Origin of the sequence: Kosakonia sp. N21 (genome assembly GCF_050587465.1) — a bacterium.
In the GTDB taxonomy this organism is placed as follows: Bacteria; Pseudomonadota; Gammaproteobacteria; order Enterobacterales; family Enterobacteriaceae.
Genome location: NZ_JBOBHR010000002.1, coordinates 197,494 through 220,568 on the forward strand (window position 1 = coordinate 197,494; position 23,075 = coordinate 220,568).

Below are 23,075 nucleotides of genomic sequence, written 5' to 3' on the forward strand. Positions count from 1 at the left end.
AGGTAGCTCAGACGGAACGATCGCCATCAATGGCAAGTGCATCGTAGCCTTTCCATTTATAATTAAGGATCGAAATCAGCCAGCACAGAACAAATAATCCGACAACAAAGAATCCCGCATTGCTCAGGTTATCGTTCATGAGCCCGACAATTTCCCAAACGCCACCCTGTAAATTCAGCTTATCCATCAGCAGTCCTAACGCTTCTGTGCCGCCGATAAAAAGAGCAACAATGACGGATGTGCCTGTGATAGTCATATTGTAATAAAGTTTGCGTTGCGGTTTATTAAATGCCCAGCCGTAGGCGCTAACCATGATGATGTTATCCAGCGTATCAATTAACGCCATTCCACTGGTGAACAATGTGGGAAAGACCAGAATAGACCAGATAGACATACCGTCGGATGCCCCGGCTGCAGAGATACCCAGAACGCCAATCTCTGTTGCCGTATCAAAACCCAGACCAAATAAGAAGCCGACCAGGTACATTTGCCAGCTTCTGGAAATAAGACGAAATGTTTTTTTAAAGACCCAACTCATCATTCCGCCATGCGTATTGGCATCAAAATCCTGCGTAATTTGTTCACCTTTTTTGAGTCGGTGGAAAGCATGCCAGACGCCATGCAAAATAACGAGATTCACCAGCGCCATAAGGATCAGAAATACCGCAGATACTGTTGTACCAATGATCCCACCGGTTTCATGAAACCATTCCATTTGATTGCTGAATGCAGTAGCTGTTGCGGCGATAGCAATAGTAGCCAGTACGACGATGGTCGAGTGACCCAGCGAAAACCAGGTCCCAACACTGAAGGGTTTCTTACCCTGCTGCATCATTTTACGCGTGACATTATCAATTGCCGCGATGTGATCCGCATCGACAGCATGGCGTAATCCATAACACCATGCCAGCAGGCTTGCTGCGATCAGAGTAGGACTGTGGCCAAAGGCAATAAATGCCCATATCCAGGACGCAATGTTAACGAAAAGCAGGGTAGTTAAGAGCAAGCGCGCATGAAGATTTCTGGACAACACTGCAGACAACATAAAAAGCCTCGATGAGTTGAATTGACGAATAGCGCTATGTGTCAAACATGACAAATAAAACGCATTGTTTTTATGAGCTTTATTGCCATCAGTCAGGCCATTTCCTGCGATTTATGACGATGAGCGGGGGAAGCGTTACGCTCAGGGCAGAGCATTGGATGACTCACCATGACATCACGTTTGTTTGATAGAAAATCATTCCCATAATTAAATTATGGTTTTAAGGATTTACTCAAACTTTTTCAAGTGTTGCGTATGATAAAAATTGTAAATTATCATACAAAATGCGGAGTGAACCATGTCATGCCGCGCTTTTCTTAACCCCTGCCTGTTAAGCATCATTGCGGCCTGGGGATAAACATCTTGCACAGCGCGTGACCCATCGTTATATGCGGGGGAGAAAAAAGCGTGTCGCCTGGCGGGTATTCTCGCCATGGAGCCTGAAATACCGCGACTGGATGAACCAATCAAAGGTGTTGAACAATTGTCGCCTCTCTTCCTGTGATTATCAGATCGCAGGTTACGCTTATTTCCCCTCCTGGAATAATGTTTTAGATGCGGTAATAAATAACGCTTCGCAAGTAACGTTGAGAATAAGTTTTTAGTCTGCTTGTTGTGTTAAGTATTACTTTAGTAAATGTTGATACGCACCATTTTGATAAAAAATGATCTTTCACAGTGCAATACCCGTTTTTTTAAATGACACACCTCGACAATTAATCAACTAAAAACAATTAGTTATAATTTTGGCATATGGATTGCTTTTGGAATTCCATCTTGTATACCAACAGGAATTCCAGCATGACAATAATGACAGGGAAAACCCTGAGTGAATGGCGAAAGATAATTGAGAATGACAGTAAAGCGATACTCTCGCTATTAAAGACACACATTGACTCTCTTTCCGAAGACGATAACGCATGGATTGTTCTGGCTGATGAAGAACAATTACGTGTGCAACTGGATGCATTATTTCCACTGTATCTCGCGACCCCCCAGGCACTGCCGCTGTTTGGTATTCCGTTTGCGGTAAAAGACAATGTGGATGTCGCCGGCTGGCCAACCAGCGCCGCCTGTCCGGCATTTACTTACACCGCTGAGCACGATGCCACTGCGGTTGCCCGGCTCAAAGCAGCAGGTGCGGTGTTGATTGGTAAAACCAATCTCGATCAGTTCGCTACCGGACTGGTGGGAACGCGTTCGCCCTACGGCGCTGTGTCAAATACGTTTAACAGCGATTATGTGAGTGGCGGGTCGAGTTCCGGTTCCGCCTCGGTGGTTGCGCGAGGGCTGGTGCCATTCTCGTTTGGCACCGATACCGCCGGGTCCGGGCGTGTCCCAGCCGGATTCAACAACATCGTTGGGCTGAAACCCACCAAAGGCTGGCTGTCGGCGAAAGGCGTTGTTCCGGCCTGTCGCCTGAATGACACGCTCTCAGTATTTGCGCTCACTGTGGAAGATGCGTTTTACATTGCCACCCTTGCGGGCGGCGAAGATACAGATGATGCGTACTCCCGCACCAACCCGTCTACTGCACCTGCTGCGCTGGCGAAAAATCCGGTGTTTGCTATTCCTGCTGAACTGAAATTCTTTGGCGATGTGCAGGCCGAACATGCGTGGCTGAGCGCACTTGAGTCATTGCGTACCAGCGGTGCAACGTTGAAACCGATCGATTTCTCACCGTTCTACCAGCTTGCCGAACAACTTTATCAGGGACCGTGGGTGGCGGAACGTACCGCGTCAGTCGGCGAGATGCTGCAACACCCGGAGCAGATGGACCCCACCGTACACACCATTATTTCTGCCGGGTTGAACTACAGCGCAGTGGACGCATTCAACGCGGAGTATCTGCGCGCGGATCTGACACAAAAAATTCAGCAAACCCTGAGCGACGTCGATGCGCTGGTCGTACCGACATCGCCAACCATCCACACGCGGGAAGAGATGCAGCAGGAACCGATCCTGTTCAACTCGCAATTCGGCACTTACACCAACTTTACCAACCTGGCCGATCTCTGTGCGCTGGCCTTGCCTGCGCCATTCCGCGCCGACGGGCTGCCAGCCGGTATTACGCTGATCGCGCCGGCCTGGCATGACCGAGCGCTGGCGGATTTCGGCCTGCGCTGGCAGCAGCAACTGGCGCTGCCGCTTGGCGCGACCGGCCTGCCATTCACGCCGCAAGGGGCAACATTACCGGTTTCTCCGCACCATGTGCGCGTTGCCGTGGTGGGAGCTCATCTGCGCGGCATGCCGCTGAACTTCCAGCTCACCACGCGCAATGCCGTATTTGTTGAAGCGACCGAAACCGCACCGTGTTACGGGCTGTACGCGCTGGCAAACACCCAACCAGCCAAGCCGGGCATTGCCCGCCAGGCGTCGGGTGCCGCTATCGCGGTTGAGCTGTGGGATATCCCGCTGGCCCGCTTTGGCGAATTTGTCGCAGAAATTCCTGCGCCGTTGGGCATCGGTTCTCTGGAACTGGCCGACGGGCGTTGGGTTAAAGGGTTTATCTGCGAACCGGCTGCGCTGAACGATGCCACCGACATTACTGAATTTAAAGGCTGGCGTAACTGGATTACCCGCCAGGAGAGCAAACATGTTTAATACCGTACTGATTGCCAACCGGGGCGAGATCGCCTGTCGCGCCATCCGCACGCTGCAACGTCTGGGGATTAAAAGCGTGGCAGTCTATTCCGACGCCGATAAAAACGCCGAACATGTCAAACAGGCTGATGTTGCCGTGGCGCTCGGCGGCGAGAAGGCCAGCGACAGTTACCTGCGCATCGACAAAATTATCGCCGCGGCGCAGGAAACGGGCGCGCAGGCTATCTGGCCAGGCTACGGATTTTTGTCGGAAAGCCTGCCGTTTGCCGCCGCCTGCGAGCAGGCCGGAATTATTTTTGTCGGACCAACCGCGCAGCAGATTGGCGAATTCGGGCTGAAACACCGGGCGCGCGAGCTGGCCGCAGAGGCGGGCGTTCCGATGACGCCAGGCACCGGGCTGCTCGACTCGCGGGAAGAGGCACTGGATGCGGCGGCAAAAATTGGCTATCCGGTGATGCTGAAAAGCACCGCGGGCGGCGGCGGTATCGGCCTGACGCGCTGCGCCGATGCGCAAGCCCTCAACCAGGCCTGGGAGAGCGTGCGTCGTCTGGGCGAGCAGTTTTTTAGCGACGCCGGGGTGTTTGTCGAGCGTTGTATTGATCGGGCGCGGCATATCGAAGTGCAGATCTTTGGTGATGGCAAAGGCAATGTGGTGGCGCTCGGCGAGCGTGACTGCTCATTGCAGCGCCGCAATCAGAAAGTGGTGGAGGAAACCCCGGCGCCGCATCTGCCTGCAGCCACCCGCGAAGCGTTGCTCAGCGCCGCCGTGCAGCTTGGCAAGCAGGTCAACTATCGCAGTGCAGGCACCGTGGAATTCATCTATGACGCCACACGGGACGCATTTTATTTTCTGGAAGTGAATACCCGTTTGCAGGTTGAACATCCGGTGACTGAATGCGTGACCGGGCTGGATCTGGTGGAGTACATGCTGCGCGTGGCGGCGGATGAAGCGATTGACTGGGCGCGCCTGCAACAGGCTCCGCAGGGGGCGGCCATCGAAGTCCGTCTCTACGCCGAAAACCCGCTGAAAAACTTCCAGCCCAGCCCCGGTGTATTAACCGAAGTGGCTTTCCCGCAAGGTGTGCGCGTGGATACCGGCGTCACCACCGGCAGTGAAGTGTCGGCATTTTACGATCCGATGATCGCCAAACTGATTGTGCAGGGAGCCAACCGCGAAGAGGCACTGGCAAAATTACGGGCGGCGCTCGATGCCACCCAACTGCATGGCATCACCACTAACCTTGATTATCTGCGCCAGATCACGGCCAGCGAAGCCTTCCAGAATGGCAGCGTATGGACACGGATGCTCGACAGTTATGAAGCGTACTCGACGGTGATTGAAGTGCTTCAGCCGGGTACCTGGAGCAGCATTCAGGATTTTCCGGGTCGCCTCGGTTACTGGGACATCGGTGTGCCGCCCTCCGGCCCGATGGACGATTTTGCCTTCCGTCTTGCTAACCGCATTGTCGGTAACCACGACGCGGCAGCAGGACTGGAATTCACCCTGCAAGGCCCTGTACTGCAATTTCACAGCGCGGCGGTTATCGCCCTGACGGGCGCAGATTGTCAGGCGACGCTGGACGGCGAGGCGGTGCCATTGTGGCAACCCATCACCGTTAACGCCGGACAAACGCTGGCGTATGGACGTGCGCAGGTTGGCTGTCGCGCTTATCTCGCGGTGCGTAACGGCATTGATGTGCCGCAATACCTCGGCAGCCGCTCCACCTTTGCGCTCGGGCAGTTTGGCGGTCACGCCGGACGCACGCTGAAAGTCGCCGATCTGCTGCCGATTTCGCGCCCGGAACTGGCTGCCTGCACGACGCCCGCCCCGGTGAGCGAACCGCAGGCGATAAGTCCGTCGCTGATCCCGGAATATGGCGAACTGTGGCGCATCGGCGTGCTGTACGGGCCGCATGGCGCACCGGATTTCTTTACCCAGGAAGCGATTGATGCGTTTTTCGCCAGCGACTGGCAGGTGCACTACAACTCTAACCGCCTCGGCGTGCGGCTGATCGGGCCGAAACCGAGCTGGACGCGGCCAAACGGCGGCGAAGCTGGTCTGCATCCTTCTAACGTTCACGACTGCGAATACGCGATCGGCGCGATTAACTTTACCGGCGACTTCCCGGTGATCCTCACCCGCGATGGCCCAAGCCTCGGCGGCTTTGTCTGCCCGGTCACCATCGCCAAAGCGGAGCTGTGGAAAGTCGGGCAGGTCAAACCGGGCGACCGCATTCGTTTCTACCCCATCAGCGTGGAAGAGGCCGTGGCGCGGGAAAAAATGCAGGAGCGCTGCATTGAGACACTGCATACCAGCCATCTTGCTGAATTTACAACGCCATCGCTTGCAGATCGCGACGGCGTTTCTGCCACCGCACTGGTGTCGCTCCCCGCCACTGCTGGCGCCCCGCCGATTGTCTATCGCCAGGCCGGGGATAACTACATTCTGATCGAGTATGGCGACAACGTGCTGGATCTGGCGCTGCGCCTGCGTGTTCACCTGTTGATGGAGCAATTGCGCAAGCGGGCACATCCGGGCGTGAAAGAACTGTCGCCGGGCGTGCGTTCGCTACAGGTGCGTTACGACAGTCTGGCCATCAGCCAGCCGGAACTGGTGGCGCTGCTGCTGGAACTGGAATCGTGTATTGGCGATGTCAGCAAGCTGAAAGTACCTTCACGCATTGTGCATATGCCGATGGCGTTTGAAGACAGCGCCACGCTGGATGCGGTCAGCCGCTACAAAGATACAGTGCGTGCAACGGCACCGTGGTTGCCCAACAACGTTGATTTTATTCAGCGCATCAATGGGTTATCCAGCCGCGAAGACGTGAAACAGACGATTTTTGATGCCAGCTACCTGATTCTGGGCCTGGGTGACGTCTATCTCGGTGCCCCCTGCGCGGTGCCCGTTGATCCGCGCCATCGTCTGCTCAGCTCCAAATATAACCCGGCGCGCACCTTCACCGCCGAAGGTACCGTCGGGATCGGCGGGATGTACATGTGCATCTACGGCATGGATTCTCCCGGTGGTTATCAACTGGTGGGGCGCACACTGCCTATCTGGAACAAGTTCCTTAAAAACGAACAGTTTGCTGCCGACGAGCCATGGCTGCTGCACTTCTTCGACCAGGTGCGTTTCTACCCGGTGAGCGAAGAGGAGCTGGCGCTGCTGCGTGACGATTTCCGCGAAGGCCGAGCAACCATCCGCATTGAAGAGACGGTGTTTGATTTCCAGCAGCATTTGCAGTTCCTGCGTGACAACGCCGCCGACATTGCCGATTTCCGTACGCGGCAGGCCGAAGCGTTCGAAGCGGAAGTGGAACGCTGGCAACGGGACGATCAGGCCACAGTGACGGAAAGCCTGCCACCGGAGGTGGTGGAAGAGGATGACGGTGCGTTGCCGGTGTGCGCGGATATGAACGGCAACATCTGGAAAGTGCTGGTTAATCCGGGCGATGTCGTCGAGGAAGGTCAGCCGCTGGTTATCGTCGAAGCGATGAAGATGGAACTTGCCATCAACGCGCCGCAGAGCGGGAACGTCAAACGCATTGCCTGCCAGCCTGGGCGTCCGGTCAGCCCCGGCGACACGCTGCTGTGGCTGGAATAAGGGAGACTAATGATGAGCGAAAAAGACGGTAAAAAACGCACCGTGGGTCTGGCGGAGCGCATTTATCACGAGCTGAAAAACGACATCTTTGATTTCCGCTTAATGCCGGGCGCGCATTTCAGTGAAAACGAGATTTCCGAGCGAATGTCCGCCAGTCGTACCCCGGTGCGTCAGGCGCTGTTCTGGCTCGAACATGAAGGTTATGTGCAGGTGTACTCGCGCAGCGGTTGGCAGGTAAAACCTTTTGATTTCAATTATTTCGAAGCGCTGTACGACTTTCGCATCGTGCTGGAAAGGGAAGCAGTGCGTCGCCTGTGCGGCATGCCACCGGGCATCTGTTCAGAGCATCTGGCACCGCTGGTCAGCTTCTGGATGACCTCGCCGCGCATGGAGCCCAGTAAAGCGTTATCGCTTCAGGATGAGCAATTTCACACCACGCTGGTTCGCGCCAGCGGCAACAGTGAGATGGCACGGGTGCATGTGGAGCTGACCGAGAAGATGCGCATCATTCGCCATCTCGATTTCACCCGCGATGACCGTGTGGACGCGACTTACAACGAACATGCCCGTGTTTTACAGGCGATCCTGAAACAGCAAACCGAGGAGGCGCAACGCATTCTGACCGAGCACATTTCGCAGAGCAAAGCTGAGGTCAGGAAAATCACCTTACACATGCTCCAACAAGCCAGTTTACAACCCGTTTCACCGTAGCCGTGGTTCTGCCCCGCTGTACGGCGGGAATATTAATTACTCAATATCATTTAGGGGTTTTGTAATGAAAAGACGTTCTTTACTGAAAGCATTTGCCCTGTCAGCCACGTTTTTGAGCATGGGGTTATCGTTACAGGCATACGCAGCAGACACCATTAAAGTGGGGATCATGCACTCCCTCTCCGGCACCATGGCGATTTCAGAAACGCCGCTGAAAGACATGGCGCTGATGACCATTGATGAAATCAACGCCAAAGGTGGCGTATTGGGTAAAAAACTGGAACCGGTTGTGGTTGACCCTGCCTCTAACTGGCCGCTGTTTGCGGAAAAAGCGCGTCAGTTACTGACCCAGGATAAAGCGGCCGTGGTCTTTGGCTGCTGGACATCGGTATCGCGCAAATCGGTGCTGCCGGTGTTTGAAGAACTGAACGGCCTGCTGTTCTACCCGGTGCAGTATGAAGGTGAAGAGATGTCGCCAAACGTGTTCTACACCGGCGCTGCGCCAAACCAACAGGCGATCCCGGCAGTGGAATACATGATGAGTGAAGATGGCGGCAGTGCAAAACGCTTCTTCCTGCTCGGCACCGACTATGTCTATCCTCGCACGACCAACAAAATCCTGCGCGCGTTCCTGCACTCCAAAGGCGTTCAGGATAAAGACATCGAAGAAGTCTATACGCCGTTTGGTTACAGCGATTACCAGACCATCGTTTCCAATATCAAGAAGTTCTCAGCAGGCGGCAAAACTGCAGTGATCTCCACCATCAACGGCGACTCCAACGTGCCGTTCTATAAGGAACTGGCTAACCAGGGCATCAAAGCGACCGACGTGCCGGTAGTTGCTTTCTCGGTGGGTGAAGAGGAACTGCGCGGTATCGACACTAAACCGCTGGTCGGCCATCTGGCCGCGTGGAACTACTTTGAGTCAGTCAGTAACCCGGTGAACACCAAATTTGTTGCCGATTACCGCGCCTATGCCAAAGCGCACAAACTGCCGAACGCCGACACCGTTGTGACCAACGATCCAATGGAAGCGACCTACGTCGGGATCCATATGTGGGCGCAGGCGGTTGAGAAGGCGGGCACCACTGACGTGGATAAAGTCCGCGCCGCAATGGCAGGCCAGACGTTTGCGGCCCCAAGCGGCTTTACACTGACCATGGATGCCACCAACCACCACTTACACAAACCGGTAATGATTGGTGAAATCGAAGAGAACGGTCAGTTCAACGTGGTGTGGAATACCGATAAACCGATCCGCGCACAACCGTGGAGCCCGTATATCACAGGCAATGACAAAAAACCGGATTACCCGGTCAAAACCGGCGGTAAATAAACCCGGAGAAGTGACAGGGGCAGGTTCGCTGCCCCTGTCCGTGGTTGAATGTTCCGGCCTGGCCGGATAACCATCAAAAGACGCTGACAGATGAAAATATTCCCGGTTTTGGGCTTTCTCCTTTTCGGCTGCCTGCTGATGACCTCGTCAGCACAGGCCGGGCCTGCCGCAGATTACGGCAAGGCCAGCCGTGCGCAACAGGCACAACTGCTTCAGCAGTGGTCAGCCGCGCCGGAGGCATCACGGTTGCCGCTGTTGCAGGCGCTGAATGACGAAACAGTGGTCACTGACACCAACGGCCAGCTCTTCACCGATCAGAACGGCACATTGACGGCGCTGGAAGGTAATGCAGTACCTGAGGGTGCGACGAAAAAAGTGTTTATGAATAACCGCATTCGCAGCCTAGTGGCCAGCGCGCTGGCTACCCACCAGTTGATCAACAATGACGACAATGTACGCCTTCAGGCGGCGCTGACCTTGCAAAACAGCGCCCAGGCCGAACAGCTCCCGTTCCTCACCGGGCGGCTGGAGGCGGAGAAAAATGAACGCATACATACCGCGCTTGCCATCGCGGTGGCTAACTTACAGCTTTCCGACAGTCGGGCCGGGATGCGCTTAAAGGCAGTCAAATTGCTCGGCGAATCGAGCGACCCGCAGGTACAGGCGAGCCTGATCCGGCTGACGCAACCGCAAAATGAAGCAGATTCTTCAGTGCGTGATGCCGCTGCCGCCAGTCTTAAACAGGTGCAACAACGTCTCAAATGGGGTGACTGGCTGGGGCAGGCATTCAGCGGCATTTCACTAGGGTCAATTCTGCTGCTGGCGGCGCTGGGGCTGGCGATCACCTATGGACTGCTCGGTGTCATCAACATGGCACACGGTGAGATGCTGATGCTCGGCGCATACTCCACCTGGCTGGTACAGGATCTGTTTCAGCGCTTTGCCCCTGACTGGCTGGCGATCTACCCGTTGGTGGCGCTCCCAGTGGCGTTCTTTATTACCGCTGCCGTGGGGATGGTGCTTGAGCGCACCATTATTCGCCACCTGTACGGCAGACCGCTGGAAACTCTGCTCGCCACCTGGGGGATCAGCCTGATGCTTATCCAGTTGGTTCGTATCTTGTTTGGCACGCAGAACCTTGAAGTCGCCAACCCGGCATGGCTTTCCGGCGGCTGGGCGGTATTACCGAATCTGGTTCTGCCCTGGAACCGCATCGCGGTGATTATCTTCGTGTCAGGCGTCTTGATTCTGACCTGGCTGCTGCTTAACAAAACCCGTCTGGGGATGAATGTACGTGCGGTGACGCAAAACCGCCGGATGGCCGACTGCTGCGGCGTGCCTACCGGGCGTGTAGACATGCTGGCCTTCGGCCTGGGTTCCGGTATCGCCGGACTGGGCGGCGTGGCGCTGTCACAACTGGGTAACGTTGGCCCGGAACTGGGACAGGGTTACATCATCGACTCTTTCCTGGTAGTGGTGACCGGCGGCGTCGGGCAACTGGCGGGAACGGTGGTCGCGGCGCTGGGGTTGGGCGTGCTCAACAAAGTGCTGGAGCCGCAAATCGGTGCGGTGCTGGGCAAAATCGCCATTCTGGTGTTGATCGTGCTGTTTATTCAAAAACGACCGCAGGGGTTGTTTGCATTCAAAGGGCGGGTAATTGACTGATGAGCCAACCTATTACGCTAACTATCGCCCGCCGCGCACCGCGCCTGACCAGTATGCTCGCTTCACTGCTGCTGGTCGCACTGCTGATCCTGCCCTTTTTCGCGCTGCTTCCGGCGGAAAATCCGCTGGCGATTTCCACCTATACGCTGACGCTGATAGGCAAAATTCTCTGCTATGCGATTGTGGCTGTGGCGCTTGATCTGGTGTGGGGATACGCCGGGCTGCTGTCGCTGGGGCACGGTCTGTTCTTCGCCCTCGGCGGCTACGCGATGGGGATGTATTTAATGCGTCAGGCGGCGGGAGACGGGCTGCCCGCGTTTATGTCATTTCTGTCATGGACTGAGTTGCCGTGGTTCTGGGCGGGAACGCAGCATTTTGCCTGGGCGCTGTGCCTGATTATCCTGGTCCCCGGCTTGCTGGCGCTGGTGTTTGGCTACTTTGCCTTTCGCTCACGTATCAAAGACGTTTACTTCTCCATCATGACCCAGGCGCTGACCTACGCCGGGATGCTGCTCTTTTTCCGTAACGAAACCGGTTTTGGCGGCAACAACGGCTTTACCGGCTTTACCACACTGCTTGGTTTCCCGGTGTCCGCGACCGGCACGCGTATCGGCCTGTTTGTTGCCACCGTGCTGCTGCTGGCGGCATCGCTTGCCATTGGCGTGCTGCTGACACGCAGTAAGTTTGGCCGCGTGCTGACGGCGGTGCGTGATGCGGAAAACCGCCTGATGTTCTGCGGCTATGACCCGAAAGGTTTCAAGCTCTTCGTCTGGACGCTCTCCGCCGTGCTGTGTGGACTGGCGGGGGCGCTGTATGTGCCGCAGGTGGGCATTATTAACCCCAGCGAAATGTCGCCGACCAACTCCATCGAAGCTGCCATCTGGGTCGCACTTGGCGGGCGCGGATCGCTGGTTGGCCCGATCCTCGGGGCTGGTATCGTCAACGGTGCCAAAAGCTGGTTTACCGTGGCATTCCCGGACTTCTGGCTCTTTTTCCTCGGCCTGATGTTTATTCTGGTCACGCTGTTCCTGCCGCGTGGGGTGATTGGCCTTCTCAAACGGAGGAAGCATGACTGATTCGTTGTTTACCCAGCCACAGCCCCAGGATCGTTTTCGCAAGACGACCGACCCGGTGTTGCAGCTTGAAAATATCAACGTCACCTTTGACGCCTTTCGCGCACTGACCGACCTGTCGTTGTCGATTGGTGTGGGTGAACTGCGCTGCGTGATCGGCCCGAACGGTGCAGGGAAAACGACCCTGATGGATGTGATAACCGGCAAGACGCGCCCGGACAGCGGTAAGGTGATGTACGACCAGAATATCGATTTGATAGGTCTGTCATCGGTGGACATCGCCCGCGCCGGAATTGGACGTAAGTTCCAGAAACCGACCGTCTTTGAAGCATTGAGCGTGATGGAAAATCTTGAAATCGCGCAAAAAATGGATAAATCCGTGTGGACCAGCCTGCGGGCGAAGCTGACTGGAGAGCAGCAGGACCGAATTGACGAGGTACTGCAACTGCTCAGACTAACCGAGCACCGCCATCGACTATCAGGGCTGCTCTCCCATGGGCAAAAACAATTCCTTGAGATTGGCATGTTGCTGGTACAGGAGCCACATTTGCTGCTACTCGACGAACCTGCCGCCGGACTGACCGATGCTGAAACAGACTATATTGCGGAACTGTTTCGTACACTGGCGGGTAAGCATTCCCTGATGGTGGTCGAGCACGATATGGGTTTTGTGGAAACTATCGCTGATCACGTGACGGTGCTGCATCAGGGGCAGGTACTGGCAGAAGGCTCGCTGCGCGAAGTGCAGGCCAATGAGCAGGTTATTGATGTTTATCTGGGGCGCTAACTATGTTGCAGGTTAATGATTTAAATCAGTATTACGGTGGCAGCCATATTTTGCGTGGCCTGTCATTTGACACCACGCCCGGCGAAATTACGTGCTTACTGGGGCGTAATGGTGTGGGTAAAACCACGCTGCTGAAATGCCTGATGGGAATTATTCCGGCGAAGTCCGGTACCATTCACTGGCAGGGAAAATTAATCAACCACAGTAAGCCACACCAGCGGGTACAGCAGGGGATTGCCTATGTACCGCAGGGCCGGGAGATCTTCCCGCGCCTGACCGTTGAGGAAAATCTGTTGATGGGACTGTCGCGATTTTCCGGTCGCCAGGCGAAAAGCATACCGGAGGAGATTTATGACCTTTTCCCGGTGTTGCGCGAAATGAAACAGCGCCGGGGTGGCGATCTCTCGGGGGGGCAACAACAGCAACTCGCCATTGGCCGGGCGCTGGCCTGTAAACCCCAACTCCTTATTCTGGATGAACCGACCGAAGGCATTCAGCCCTCGGTTATCAAAGAGATCGGTGCGGTCATCCGGGGGCTCGCTAATCGCGGCGATATGGCCATTTTACTGGTAGAGCAGTTTTATGATTTCGCGGCTGAACTGGCGGATCAGTATCTGGTAATGTCCCGCGGCACCATTATTCAACGCGGTCGAGGTGATAATATGGAAGAAGAAGGCGTCAGGCATCTGGTGGCAATTTAGACGTTCTTTTCAGTGTCCTCTGAGCATGATGTTACTACTCCAACCCTGTTCGATCTTTATACAGCAAATATTGCATTCCACTTAACTGACTTGCCGTTAACTCTACTTAACCGCCTATTTTTTCCCGGAAACTCAGATCCAACGCCGTATATAGCGCAATCTGAGTTTTCGGGAATGCACCCGCAGGAACAAGGCAGATGGCGCACAAGGCGCGTGCCACGCTCAGGAAGAACAACCATCACCAGGGAGAATGCACATGCCTGCTGCAAAAATTACCTTTATCGGCGCCGGTTCAACGGTATTTGTTAAAAATATCCTCGGCGATGTTTTTCAGCGCCCGGCGCTGAAAGATGCGCACGTCGCCTTAATGGATATCGACGCCACCCGCCTGGAAGAGTCGCACATTGTGGTGCGTAAGCTGATGGACTCTGTCGGCGCGAACGGGCAAATCAGCTGCCATACCGACCAAAAGACCGCCCTGAAAGACGCCGATTTTGTGGTGGTCGCCTTTCAGATTGGCGGCTATGAGCCCTGCACCGTCACCGATTTTGAGGTCTGCAAACGTCACGGCCTCGAACAAACCATTGCCGACACACTTGGCCCCGGCGGCATTATGCGGGCGCTGCGCACCATTCCGCATCTGTGGCAAATCTGTGAAGACATGACCGACGTCTGCCCGAACGCCACCCTGCTTAACTACGTCAACCCAATGGCGATGAACACCTGGGCGATGTATGCCCGTTATCCGCATATCCGTCAGGTTGGCCTGTGCCACTCGGTGCAGGGCACAGCGGAGGAGCTGGCGCGCGATCTCGATCTCGACCCGGCGTTATTACGCTACCGCTGCGCCGGTATCAACCACATGGCGTTTTACCTGTCGCTGGAGAAAAAACAGCCCGATGGCAGCTACACCAGCCTCTATCCGGAGCTCCATCAGGCCTGGGCCGATAAACGCGCACCAAAGCCGAACATGCACGGCAATCCACGTTGCCAGAACATTGTGCGCTACGAAATGTTCCAGAAACTGGGCTATTTCGTCACCGAATCCTCCGAGCACTTTGCCGAATACACCCCGTGGTTTATCAAACCGGGGCGTGACGATCTGATCGCACGGTATCAGGTGCCGTTGGATGAGTACCCGAAACGCTGCGTCGAACAACTGGCGAACTGGCAAAAGGAACTCCAGGAGTACAAAACCGCCGACCGCATCACCCTCAAACCGTCGCGCGAATACGCCAGCACCATTATGAACGCCATCCACACCGGCGAGCCGAGCGTGATTTACGGCAACGTCCGCAATGATGGCCTGATCGACAACCTGCCGCAGGACTGCTGCGTGGAAGTCCCCTGTCTGGTGGACGCCAACGGCATTCAGCCCACTAAAGTGGGCAAACTGCCCGCGCATCTGGCCGCGCTGATGCAAACCAACATCAATGTGCAAACCCTGCTGACGGAGGCGATCCTCACGGAGAACAAAGACTACGTGTACTACGCAACCCTGATGGATCCGCATACCGCCGCCGTACTGGGTATTGATGAGATCTACGCGCTGGTAGACGACTTAATCGCCAGTCACGGCGACTGGCTGCCCGCCTGGCTGCATCGCTAATGCGCAACGCCGGGTTCGCCCGGCTGTGGGCTTCCCCTTCCGACACTGAAAGAGGCAATCGGTACCCTATGAGTATTTCAATGACAACAAAACTCAGCTACGGATTTGGTGCATTTGGTAAGGATTTCGCGATCGGCATCGTCTACATGTACCTGATGTATTACTACACCGATATCGTCGGCCTGTCGGTCGGCATGGTCGGTACGCTGTTTCTGGTCGCGCGAATTCTCGATGCGCTGGCAGACCCGATCATGGGCTGGATTGTGGACTGCACCCGATCGCGCTGGGGGAAGTTTAAACCGTGGATTTTAATCGGCACGCTGACCAACTCAGTGGTGCTCTATATGCTGTTCAGCGCGCATCACTTTACGGGCGCAACCCAACTGATCTGGGTGTGGGCGACTTACCTGCTATGGGGCTTCACCTACACCATTATGGATGTGCCGTTCTGGTCGTTGGTGCCAACCATCACGCTGGATAAGCGCGAGCGCGAACAACTGGTGCCCTACCCACGCTTTTTCGCAAGCCTGGCGGGCTTTGTGACCGCCGGGATTGCCTTACCGTTCGTCAATGCCGTTGGCGGCGCGGATCGCGGTTTCGGTTTTCAGATGCTGACGCTGGTGTTAATTGCTTTTTTTGTTCTTTCCACGCTCGTTACCCTGCGTAACGTGCATGAAGTTTACTCGTCAGATAAGCAGCCCAGCGCCGGGCAGAATGCCATGAGCCTGAAACAGATGGTGCAGCTGATTTTTAAAAACGATCAACTGGCTTGCCTGCTGGTGATGGCGCTGGCCTATAACACCGCAGCGAACGTGATTGAAGGGTTTGCCATCTACTACTTCACCTATGTGATTGGCAATGTCGACCTGTTTCCCTACTACATGTCCTATGCCGGCATTGCCAACCTGCTGATCCTGATTTTGTTCCCGAAACTGGTGAAGATCTTCTCCCGCCGGGTGCTGTGGGCGGGCGCATCGGTGTTGCCGGTGCTGAGCGGCGGCATATTGCTGTGGATGGCGCTGATGGGGCAGACCCATGCCTGGATGATTTTGCTGGCGGGCGTCTTTTTCAGTATCGGTAAAGCCTTCTTCTGGGTATTGCAGGTGATTATGGTGGCCGACACCGTCGATTACGGCGAATACAAACTGAATGTCCGTTGCGAAAGTATCGCCTATTCGGTGCAGACCCTGGTGGTGAAAGCCGGAGCGGCATTCGCAGCGTACTTTATTGCCATTGTCCTCGGAGTGATTGGCTATGTGCCGAACGTTGCGCAGTCCGCCAGCACCTTAATGGGCATGCAAGTGATTATGCTGGCGCTGCCGGCCTGCTTCTTCCTGGTCTCGCTGCTGGTCTACTTCCGCTTCTACAAACTCAATGGCGACCTGCTGCGCCGCATCCAGATCCACCTGCTGGATAAATATCGCCACGTGGATAAACCCGCCGCGAAAACCGCGCAGCCGGTCATGGCGGACCAGATTCAGGTGTAACACCATGATGATCAGGCAGCGGCGGCAACAGACTGCCGATTGTCACTTTTAAGCAATACGTTGTCATCTGCGCGTGCGCACGCCAATGGCTCTCCGTGGAAACTGGGGAAAACCCCGACGGAGAGCCATGATGTTAACGACCCCCAGTGACAAATATAAACCGCACACGCCAGTGAAACTCAGCGACCGCCGCTGGCCGGACAATACCCTTACACGCGCGCCGCGCTGGTTATCCACCGACCTGCGGGACGGCAACCAGGCACTCGCCGAACCCATGGATGCAGCGCGTAAACTGAAGTTCTGGGATTTACTGCTCGTCTGCGGGTTTAAAGAAATTGAAGTCGCTTTCCCATCCGCCTCGCAAACCGATTTCAATTTTGTGCGCCAGTTAATTGAGGAACAGCGCATCCCCGGCGATGTCACTATTCAGGTCTTAACGCAGGCGCGGGAAGACTTAATTGCCCGCACCTTTGAATCGTTGCAGGGCGCGCATCGCGCCACGGTGCATTTATACAATGCCACAGCGCCCGTGTTTCGCGAGCAGGTCTTCCGCCAGAGCCGTGAAGAGATTGTCATGCTGGCTGTCAACGCGGCAAAACAGATCCGCCGCCAGTGCGAAGAGGCAACGGGCACCGAGTGGGTGTTTCAGTACTCGCCGGAAACGTTCTGTTTTACCGAAGCCGAATTTGCGCTGGAGATTTGCGAAGCAGTAGCCGATGTCTGGGACCCCTCCCCCCAGCGGCCAATGATCATCAACCTGCCCGCCACGGTTGAAGTCAGCACACCGAATGTGTACGCCGATCAGATTGAGCACTTCTGCCGCCATTTCTCGCGCCGGAAACAGGTCTGCATCAGCGTGCATACCCATAACGATCGCGGCACGGGCATTGCCAGCGCGGAACTGGCGTTGCTGGCTGGTGCCGAGCGTGTAGAAGGGTGCCTGTTTGGCAATGGTGAGCGCACCGGGAATGCAGATCTGGTGACGCTGGCGCTGAACCTCTATACCCAGGGCATCGCCCCGCAGCTCGATTTCAGCGAAATGAAAAAAGTGGTGGAGATCGTCGAAGAGTGCAACCAGCTCCCCGTTGCGCCACGCCATCCTTACGCCGGAGAACTGGTGTTTACGGCGTTTTCCGGCTCGCATCAGGATGCCATCAAAAAAGGGTTCGCCGCCCGCCAGCATGCCCCGGCCCCGTACTGGGACGTGCCCTACCTGCCGCTCGATCCGGCGGACGTCGGTTGCAGCTACGAAGCGGTGATCCGCGTGAACAGCCAGTCCGGCAAAAGCGGTGCGGCATGGTTGCTGGAACAGAACCACGGTCTGAGTCTGCCGCGTAAACTGCAACAGGCCTTCAGCCAGCAGGTACAGCATGAAGCCGATCGCGCAGGAAAAGAGATGTCGCAAATGGCCATCTGGAACCTGTTCCGCCAGCGTTACGGCCTGGTGGATCAGCCCGCGCTGCAACTGATTGAGTACACCTGCACTAACCAGCCAGGGCAAGAGACCGCCCTGTTGGCGGAAATCCGCTACGAGGGTAAAGCACTGAAGTTCGGCGCGACCGGCAACGGATTTCTTTCCGCCGCCATCACCGCACTGTGCCGAAGCCTGAAAGTGGAGATCAACATTGAGAGCTATCACGAACATACGCTGGGGAAACACAGCGACAGCCGCTCAGTCGCCTATGTCTGCTGCGAAAATAAAAAAGGCGAGCGCGCCTGGGGCGTGAGCATTGATAGCGACATAACCCGCGCCTCATTACAGGCGTTGCTGAACGCTGCCGGGCAGTTTATTACGGCGTAAAGTAATCGCCGGGCGGCATGCCCATCACCCGGCGAAACATGGCGCTAAAGGCGCTGGGATTCGCATAGCCGGAGTCCAGCGCTACCTGCGTGACCGCCTCGCCTCTGGCCAGCCGCGTCAGCGCAACCAGCAATCGCGCGCGCCGCACCCATTCGCTGAACTGCAACCCGGTTTGCTGGTAGAAATGGCGCGACAGCGTGCGTCCACTCATGCTCACCTGGCGGGCGGCATTTTCCAGCGTCCACGCTCCGGCGGGCGTTGCACGCACGGCATCGCACAGCTGTTTTAAACGGGGTGACGAGGGTTCCGGTAAACAAAACGGCAGCGTGTTCATCAGGCGGATTTCATCGAGGATCAGTTCATAAATACGCTCCGCCCGCGTCCCGGCCTGATACGCCTCAGGCAGATCCAGGGCGTTCACAATCAGCGCCCGCAATAACTCACTGATCCGCACCACCTGGCAGATAACCGGCAGATCGGCGCGCGCCAGCGGCTGCACAAACACGCCCCGCGCCTGCACGTCGCCGTCAATATGCAGGGCATGAGAAACGTGCGCCGGGATCCAGACGCCACGGGCTGGCGGCACCACCCACGTCCCCTGCGCGGTTTCAACGCGGATCACGCCGCTCAGGGTATGAATCAGTTGATCGCAAGGGTGCGTATGCCACTGCTCATGCTCGCCATGCCGGTAGTCATGGGCATAAGGGATCAGAGAACGGTGGGAGAAATCCAAAACGAAAGTCTGTTTCACGGCGCGCCTGTAGGGGTCATTGGCAGAGTCACCCTACCTTAAACAGCGCCGCGTTTTCTGTCATCCGTTGTCTGCGTCGCCGGAAAGCAGCAGGCAGAAACGCAGACACACGCACAGGCCCGGTAAACCACACGCCACCGGGCACAATGCAAAACACTTACTGCCCGTAGTAGGCGTTTGAACCGTGCTTGCGCAAGTAGTGTTTATCCAGCAACGGTTGCTGCATATCCGGTAACTGCGGCGCCAGCTGGCGGGAGAAGAGTCCCATATACGCGCACTCTTCCAGCACCACCGCGTTGTGCACCGCGTCGGCGGCGTTCTTGCCCCACGCAAACGGGCCGTGGGAATGCACCAGTACCGCCGGGATCTGCATCGGGTCGATATCACGCTGTTCGAAGGTTTTAATGATCACCTCCCCGGTCTGATACTCATACTCGCCGTTGATCTCCTCGTCGGTCATCAAGCGGGTGCAGGGGATCGCGCCGTAGAAGTAATCCGCGTGGGTAGTCCCCCACGCAGGCAGATCCAGCCCGGCCTGCGACCAGATGGTGGCATGGCGCGAATGGGTATGCACAATGCCGCCAAGTTGCGGAAAACGGCGATACAGCGCCAGGTGCGTTGGCGTGTCGGATGACGGTTTTTTATTGCCCTCCACCACCCTACCGCTGGCAATCTCCACCACCACCATATCTTCTGCGGTCATCACGTCGTACTCCACGCCGGAGGGTTTGATCACCATCAGTGTGCCGCTCTCATCCACCGCGCTGACGTTACCCCAGGTGAAGGTCACCAGATGATGGGCGGGCAGCGCCAGGTTGGCGGCCAGCACCTCGGCTTTCAGTTGCTCTAACATACAAATCCTCCTTCCTGCATACGGGCTTCGATCCAGCGGCGGGCCTGGATAATTTCCAGCACCGGCTCTTTGGCTTTTTCGGTCCACATCTCAATTAAAAACGCGCCGCGATAGTTCAGTTGGTGCAGCGTGCGAAACACACCAACAAAATCGACGCAGCCTTCGCCAAACGGCACATCGCGGAACTGGCCAGGGCTCTCTTCAGTCACTGGCTGGGTATCTTTCAGATGAATAGCGGCAATGCGATCGATCCCCAGCGCCAGCTCGGCAGACACATCGTTACCCCAGGCCGTCAGGTTGCCGACATCCGGGTAGACGCTAAACCACGGCGAGGCAAGCATGTCATCCCACTTTTTCCATTTGCTGATGGAGTTCATAAAGGCGGTATCCATAATCTCGACCGCCAGCATCACCTGCGCAGCGGCGGCCTGTTCCACCGCCCACGCCAGCCCGTCGGCAAAACGCTGCTGCGTGCCCGCGTCATGCTCTTCGTAGTAAACGTCGTACCCGGCCAGTTGAATGGTGCGGATCCCCAGATCGCGCGCCAGACGAATAGCTTTTGTCATAATGTCCCGCGCCCGTTCACGCACGCGTTCATCACGGCTGCCAAACGGAAAACGGCGGTGCGCCGATAAGCACATCGACGGAATAGACACCCCGGTTTCCAGCATCGCTTCCACCAGCGATGCCCGCTGTGTGGTGCTCCACTCCAGTCGCGACAGACGCTCATCGGTCTCATCAACGGACATTTCGACAAAATCGAAACCGCAGCTTTTCGCCAGCACCAGCCTCTCCGGCCAGCTCAGATCTTTCGCCAGCGCTTTTTCATAAATGCCCAACGGATGTGTGCGCATTACTTCTCTCCCCAGATGGCATCAATGTGCTGATGAAACTCGCGGGCAATCTGCTGCGGGTTCGCCGCACCGGACAGTGCGCGCCCGGCAATAAAGGCTTTCACGTTAATGTCCTTAAACAGCGGCAGATCCGCAGGCGTCAGCCCGCCGGTGACCGACAGTTCGAGACCGATATCAGAAAGCGCTTTCATCCGCGCCAGATCCACCTCACCCCACTGCTGACCGCTGGCCTGCGCGTCACGGCCACGGTGGTAAATCGCCTGGCGCACTCCCACGCGATACCAGTCGCGGGCGTGGTCGAAAGTCCAGTTGCCAAACAGCTCAATCTGAATGTCACCGTGGTGCGCCTGCGCAACTGCATGGCCTTTTTCGATAGTCGCCAGTGGCGCAGCACAGATAATGGTCATCCAGTTCGCGCCCGCACCAAGCGCCTGCTGTGCCAGCGTTTCCCCGGCGTCGGCGACTTTCCAGTCCGCAACGATGATCTTCTCCGGGCACTGGGCGCGCAGCGCGCGTACGGCGTTCACCCCTTCGCACAGGCACAAAATGGTGCCGGCTTCGACGATGTCGACATGATCCTGTAACAGCGCCACATCGCGCTGGGCAGCCGCGAGGCTGGTATGGTCGAGCGCCAGTTGCAGTAATGGTCGGCTCATAACGTCTGCTCCTTAATGCGGGCGTGAAAGCCCTGTAGTGCTTCAATCAAAATCTGGTAACGCGCGTATTTGCGCTGATAAGCGGCGTGGGCGGTCATGTCCGGCGTCAGGGTGCGAATGTCATGCTTTAACACCTGCTGCGCGTGCTGGAAGTCGCGGTACTCGCCGGTACCGACAAGAGCGGCAAGCGCCGCGCCGAAACAGCCGGTCTCTTCCACCTGCGGCAGTTCCACAGGCAGCCCGCTGACATCCGCCAGCATCTGCATCCACACGTCGGAGTGCGCCGGACCGCCGGTAACGCGCAGCGCTTCAACGTGGGTAAAACGCGCCAGCATGCGGTTAAGGTGCGTCATATGGCAGAACACCACCCCTTCGTAAACCGCCTGTAAAAGGTGCGCGCGGGTGTGCAGCGCCTGCATGCCGTAAAAACCGCTGGTCATCTCCAGGCCCGCGTTGCTGCCATACAAAAACGGCAGGAAAAACAGCTCGCTGCCCGCTTTGGGCAACGAGGCAACGGCGTGGTTTATCTCCTCAAACGACATGTCGCCCCACTGTGCGGTCAGCCACTCGAGGTTGCCGGAGGAGGTCGGGCTGGCTTCGTGCACAATGTACTGACCGTCGTTAACGTAGCGCCCGTATACATAGGGGTGGGCTTCGTTGTCACGAAGGCCATCAGCAATGCCGCTGGCCACGGCCCAGGTCCCCATCACCGCATTCAGCCGCTGTTCATCTTGCAGCCCGGCGCAGAGCGCGGTGGAAACCACATCAAACAGACCGCCCACGACGGGCGTACCCGCCGCGAGACCGGTTATGGCGGCTGCCTGAGCGGTGATTTCCCCGCAGATTTCTGCTGAGCCCACAATCGGCGGTAACGCCGCATCAATTTCACCAATCCCCAGCCACTGCGACAGACGCGCGTCGTAGTAACCCCGGGACATGTTGTAAAGGTTGGATTCCGAGATATTGCTCTCTTCACAGCCTTTAACGCCGGTCAGACACCAGCGCAAATAGTCGTGCCCCATCAGTACGCAGCCAATCTGCGCATAACGCTGCGGCTCGTTCTCTTTCAGCCAGCGCAGCAATGAGACCGGGTGCCCGGTCCACAGCGTCTGGCGGGTCAGCGGGTAGAGCTGTTGCGGAATGCCATCCTGTTGCCAGCGCTTCACCACCTCCAGCGCGCGGCGGTCGGATGAGAGCATCGCATTGCCCAGCGGCTGATCGTTTTTATCCAGCAAAAACAGCCCTTTGCCCTGCGCCGAAATGCCCACGCCGCGAATGCGTTCGCCGGAGGTATGAGTGCGTTGCAGCAAACGCGAAACGGTCTGGGCGCAGGCGGTCCACAACGCGCGCATATCGCGCTCGGCGTAACCGGGTTGCGGGCTGAGCGTCTTCAGAGACTGGCGTTCAATACCGTGCTCCCTGCCCTGGCTGTCATATAAACCGGCTTTCAGATAAGTACCGCCACAATCGATACCCAGCCAGAAGGTCTCTTTATCACTCATCGTCGTGCTCTCGTTTTTATTGCCGGATGGCAA

Annotated in this window: 17 protein-coding genes; 11 read left to right on the top strand and 6 right to left on the bottom strand. The window is 56.7% G+C overall.

The window, feature by feature from the left end; genetic code table 11:
- Window positions 1–7: 7 nt before the first annotated feature.
- Window positions 8–1,045: a HoxN/HupN/NixA family nickel/cobalt transporter gene (locus tag ACQ3G7_RS04750; RefSeq protein ID WP_430889015.1), complete on the bottom strand. Its 1,038-nt coding sequence runs from the start codon at window positions 1,043–1,045 to the stop codon at window positions 8–10.
- Between the two features lie 801 nt (window positions 1,046–1,846).
- Here ACQ3G7_RS04750 and atzF point away from each other — a divergent pair.
- The 11 genes from atzF (at window position 1,847) to leuA (ending at window position 18,426) form a co-directional block, all read left to right on the top strand.
- Window positions 1,847–3,649 (top strand): allophanate hydrolase, encoded by a 1,803-nt coding sequence (gene atzF / locus ACQ3G7_RS04755; protein ID WP_430889016.1) that lies wholly within the window; start codon window positions 1,847–1,849, stop codon window positions 3,647–3,649.
- Complete coding sequence (uca, locus tag ACQ3G7_RS04760; protein WP_430889017.1) at window positions 3,642–7,256, top strand: urea carboxylase; 3,615 nt, start codon at window positions 3,642–3,644, stop codon at window positions 7,254–7,256. The genes atzF and uca overlap by 8 nt, the downstream gene beginning before the upstream one ends.
- A 9-nt stretch (window positions 7,257–7,265) precedes the next feature.
- A complete protein-coding gene (locus ACQ3G7_RS04765) occupies window positions 7,266–7,967 on the top strand; it encodes a GntR family transcriptional regulator (protein WP_430889018.1) in 702 nt (233 codons plus the stop codon).
- 64 nt (window positions 7,968–8,031) lie between these two features.
- Window positions 8,032–9,303, top strand: coding sequence for an urea ABC transporter substrate-binding protein (gene urtA / locus ACQ3G7_RS04770; RefSeq protein WP_430889019.1), 1,272 nt, complete (start codon window positions 8,032–8,034; stop codon window positions 9,301–9,303).
- Window positions 9,304–9,393: 90 nt separating this feature from the next.
- A complete protein-coding gene (gene urtB, locus ACQ3G7_RS04775) occupies window positions 9,394–10,968 on the top strand; it encodes an urea ABC transporter permease subunit UrtB (RefSeq protein WP_430889020.1) in 1,575 nt (524 codons plus the stop codon).
- Complete coding sequence (gene urtC, locus ACQ3G7_RS04780) at window positions 10,968–12,044, top strand: urea ABC transporter permease subunit UrtC (protein WP_430889021.1); 1,077 nt, start codon at window positions 10,968–10,970, stop codon at window positions 12,042–12,044. The genes urtB and urtC overlap by 1 nt, the downstream gene beginning before the upstream one ends.
- Window positions 12,037–12,828: an urea ABC transporter ATP-binding protein UrtD gene (gene urtD, locus ACQ3G7_RS04785; protein ID WP_430889022.1), complete on the top strand. Its 792-nt coding sequence runs from the start codon at window positions 12,037–12,039 to the stop codon at window positions 12,826–12,828. The genes urtC and urtD overlap by 8 nt, the downstream gene beginning before the upstream one ends.
- Window positions 12,829–12,830: 2 nt before the next feature.
- Entirely contained in the window at window positions 12,831–13,529 is a 699-nt protein-coding gene (gene urtE / locus ACQ3G7_RS04790; RefSeq protein ID WP_430889023.1) for an urea ABC transporter ATP-binding subunit UrtE, read from the top strand.
- Between the two features lie 256 nt (window positions 13,530–13,785).
- Window positions 13,786–15,138, top strand: coding sequence for an alpha-glucosidase/alpha-galactosidase (locus ACQ3G7_RS04795; RefSeq protein ID WP_430889024.1), 1,353 nt, complete (start codon window positions 13,786–13,788; stop codon window positions 15,136–15,138).
- 68 nt (window positions 15,139–15,206) lie between these two features.
- Window positions 15,207–16,625 (top strand): melibiose:sodium transporter MelB, encoded by a 1,419-nt coding sequence (gene melB, locus ACQ3G7_RS04800; protein WP_263097559.1) that lies wholly within the window; start codon window positions 15,207–15,209, stop codon window positions 16,623–16,625.
- 130 nt (window positions 16,626–16,755) lie between these two features.
- Complete coding sequence (gene leuA / locus ACQ3G7_RS04805) at window positions 16,756–18,426, top strand: 2-isopropylmalate synthase (protein WP_430889334.1); 1,671 nt, start codon at window positions 16,756–16,758, stop codon at window positions 18,424–18,426.
- Here leuA and ACQ3G7_RS04810 read toward each other — a convergent pair.
- The 5 genes from ACQ3G7_RS04810 to ACQ3G7_RS04830 all read right to left on the bottom strand — a co-directional run bounded on the left by ACQ3G7_RS04810 (window position 18,416) and on the right by ACQ3G7_RS04830 (window position 23,042).
- Entirely contained in the window at window positions 18,416–19,177 is a 762-nt protein-coding gene (locus ACQ3G7_RS04810) for an AraC family transcriptional regulator (RefSeq protein ID WP_430889025.1), read from the bottom strand. The two genes, leuA and ACQ3G7_RS04810, sit on opposite strands and share 11 nt — an antisense overlap.
- A gap of 157 nt (window positions 19,178–19,334) precedes the next feature.
- The gene (araD, locus tag ACQ3G7_RS04815; protein WP_263097561.1) at window positions 19,335–20,030 is read right to left on the bottom strand and encodes an L-ribulose-5-phosphate 4-epimerase; all 696 of its coding nucleotides are present in this window, start codon (window positions 20,028–20,030) and stop codon (window positions 19,335–19,337) included.
- On the bottom strand, window positions 20,024–20,884 hold the full coding sequence (locus ACQ3G7_RS04820; RefSeq protein ID WP_263097562.1) for an L-ribulose-5-phosphate 3-epimerase: 861 nt from the start codon (window positions 20,882–20,884) through the stop codon (window positions 20,024–20,026). Before ACQ3G7_RS04820 ends, araD begins: the two co-directional genes overlap by 7 nt.
- Complete coding sequence (ulaD, locus tag ACQ3G7_RS04825; RefSeq protein WP_430889026.1) at window positions 20,884–21,540, bottom strand: 3-keto-L-gulonate-6-phosphate decarboxylase UlaD; 657 nt, start codon at window positions 21,538–21,540, stop codon at window positions 20,884–20,886. Before ulaD ends, ACQ3G7_RS04820 begins: the two co-directional genes overlap by 1 nt.
- Window positions 21,537–23,042: an FGGY-family carbohydrate kinase gene (locus ACQ3G7_RS04830; RefSeq protein ID WP_430889335.1), complete on the bottom strand. Its 1,506-nt coding sequence runs from the start codon at window positions 23,040–23,042 to the stop codon at window positions 21,537–21,539. The genes ulaD and ACQ3G7_RS04830 overlap by 4 nt, the downstream gene beginning before the upstream one ends.
- Window positions 23,043–23,075: the final 33 nt, after the last annotated feature.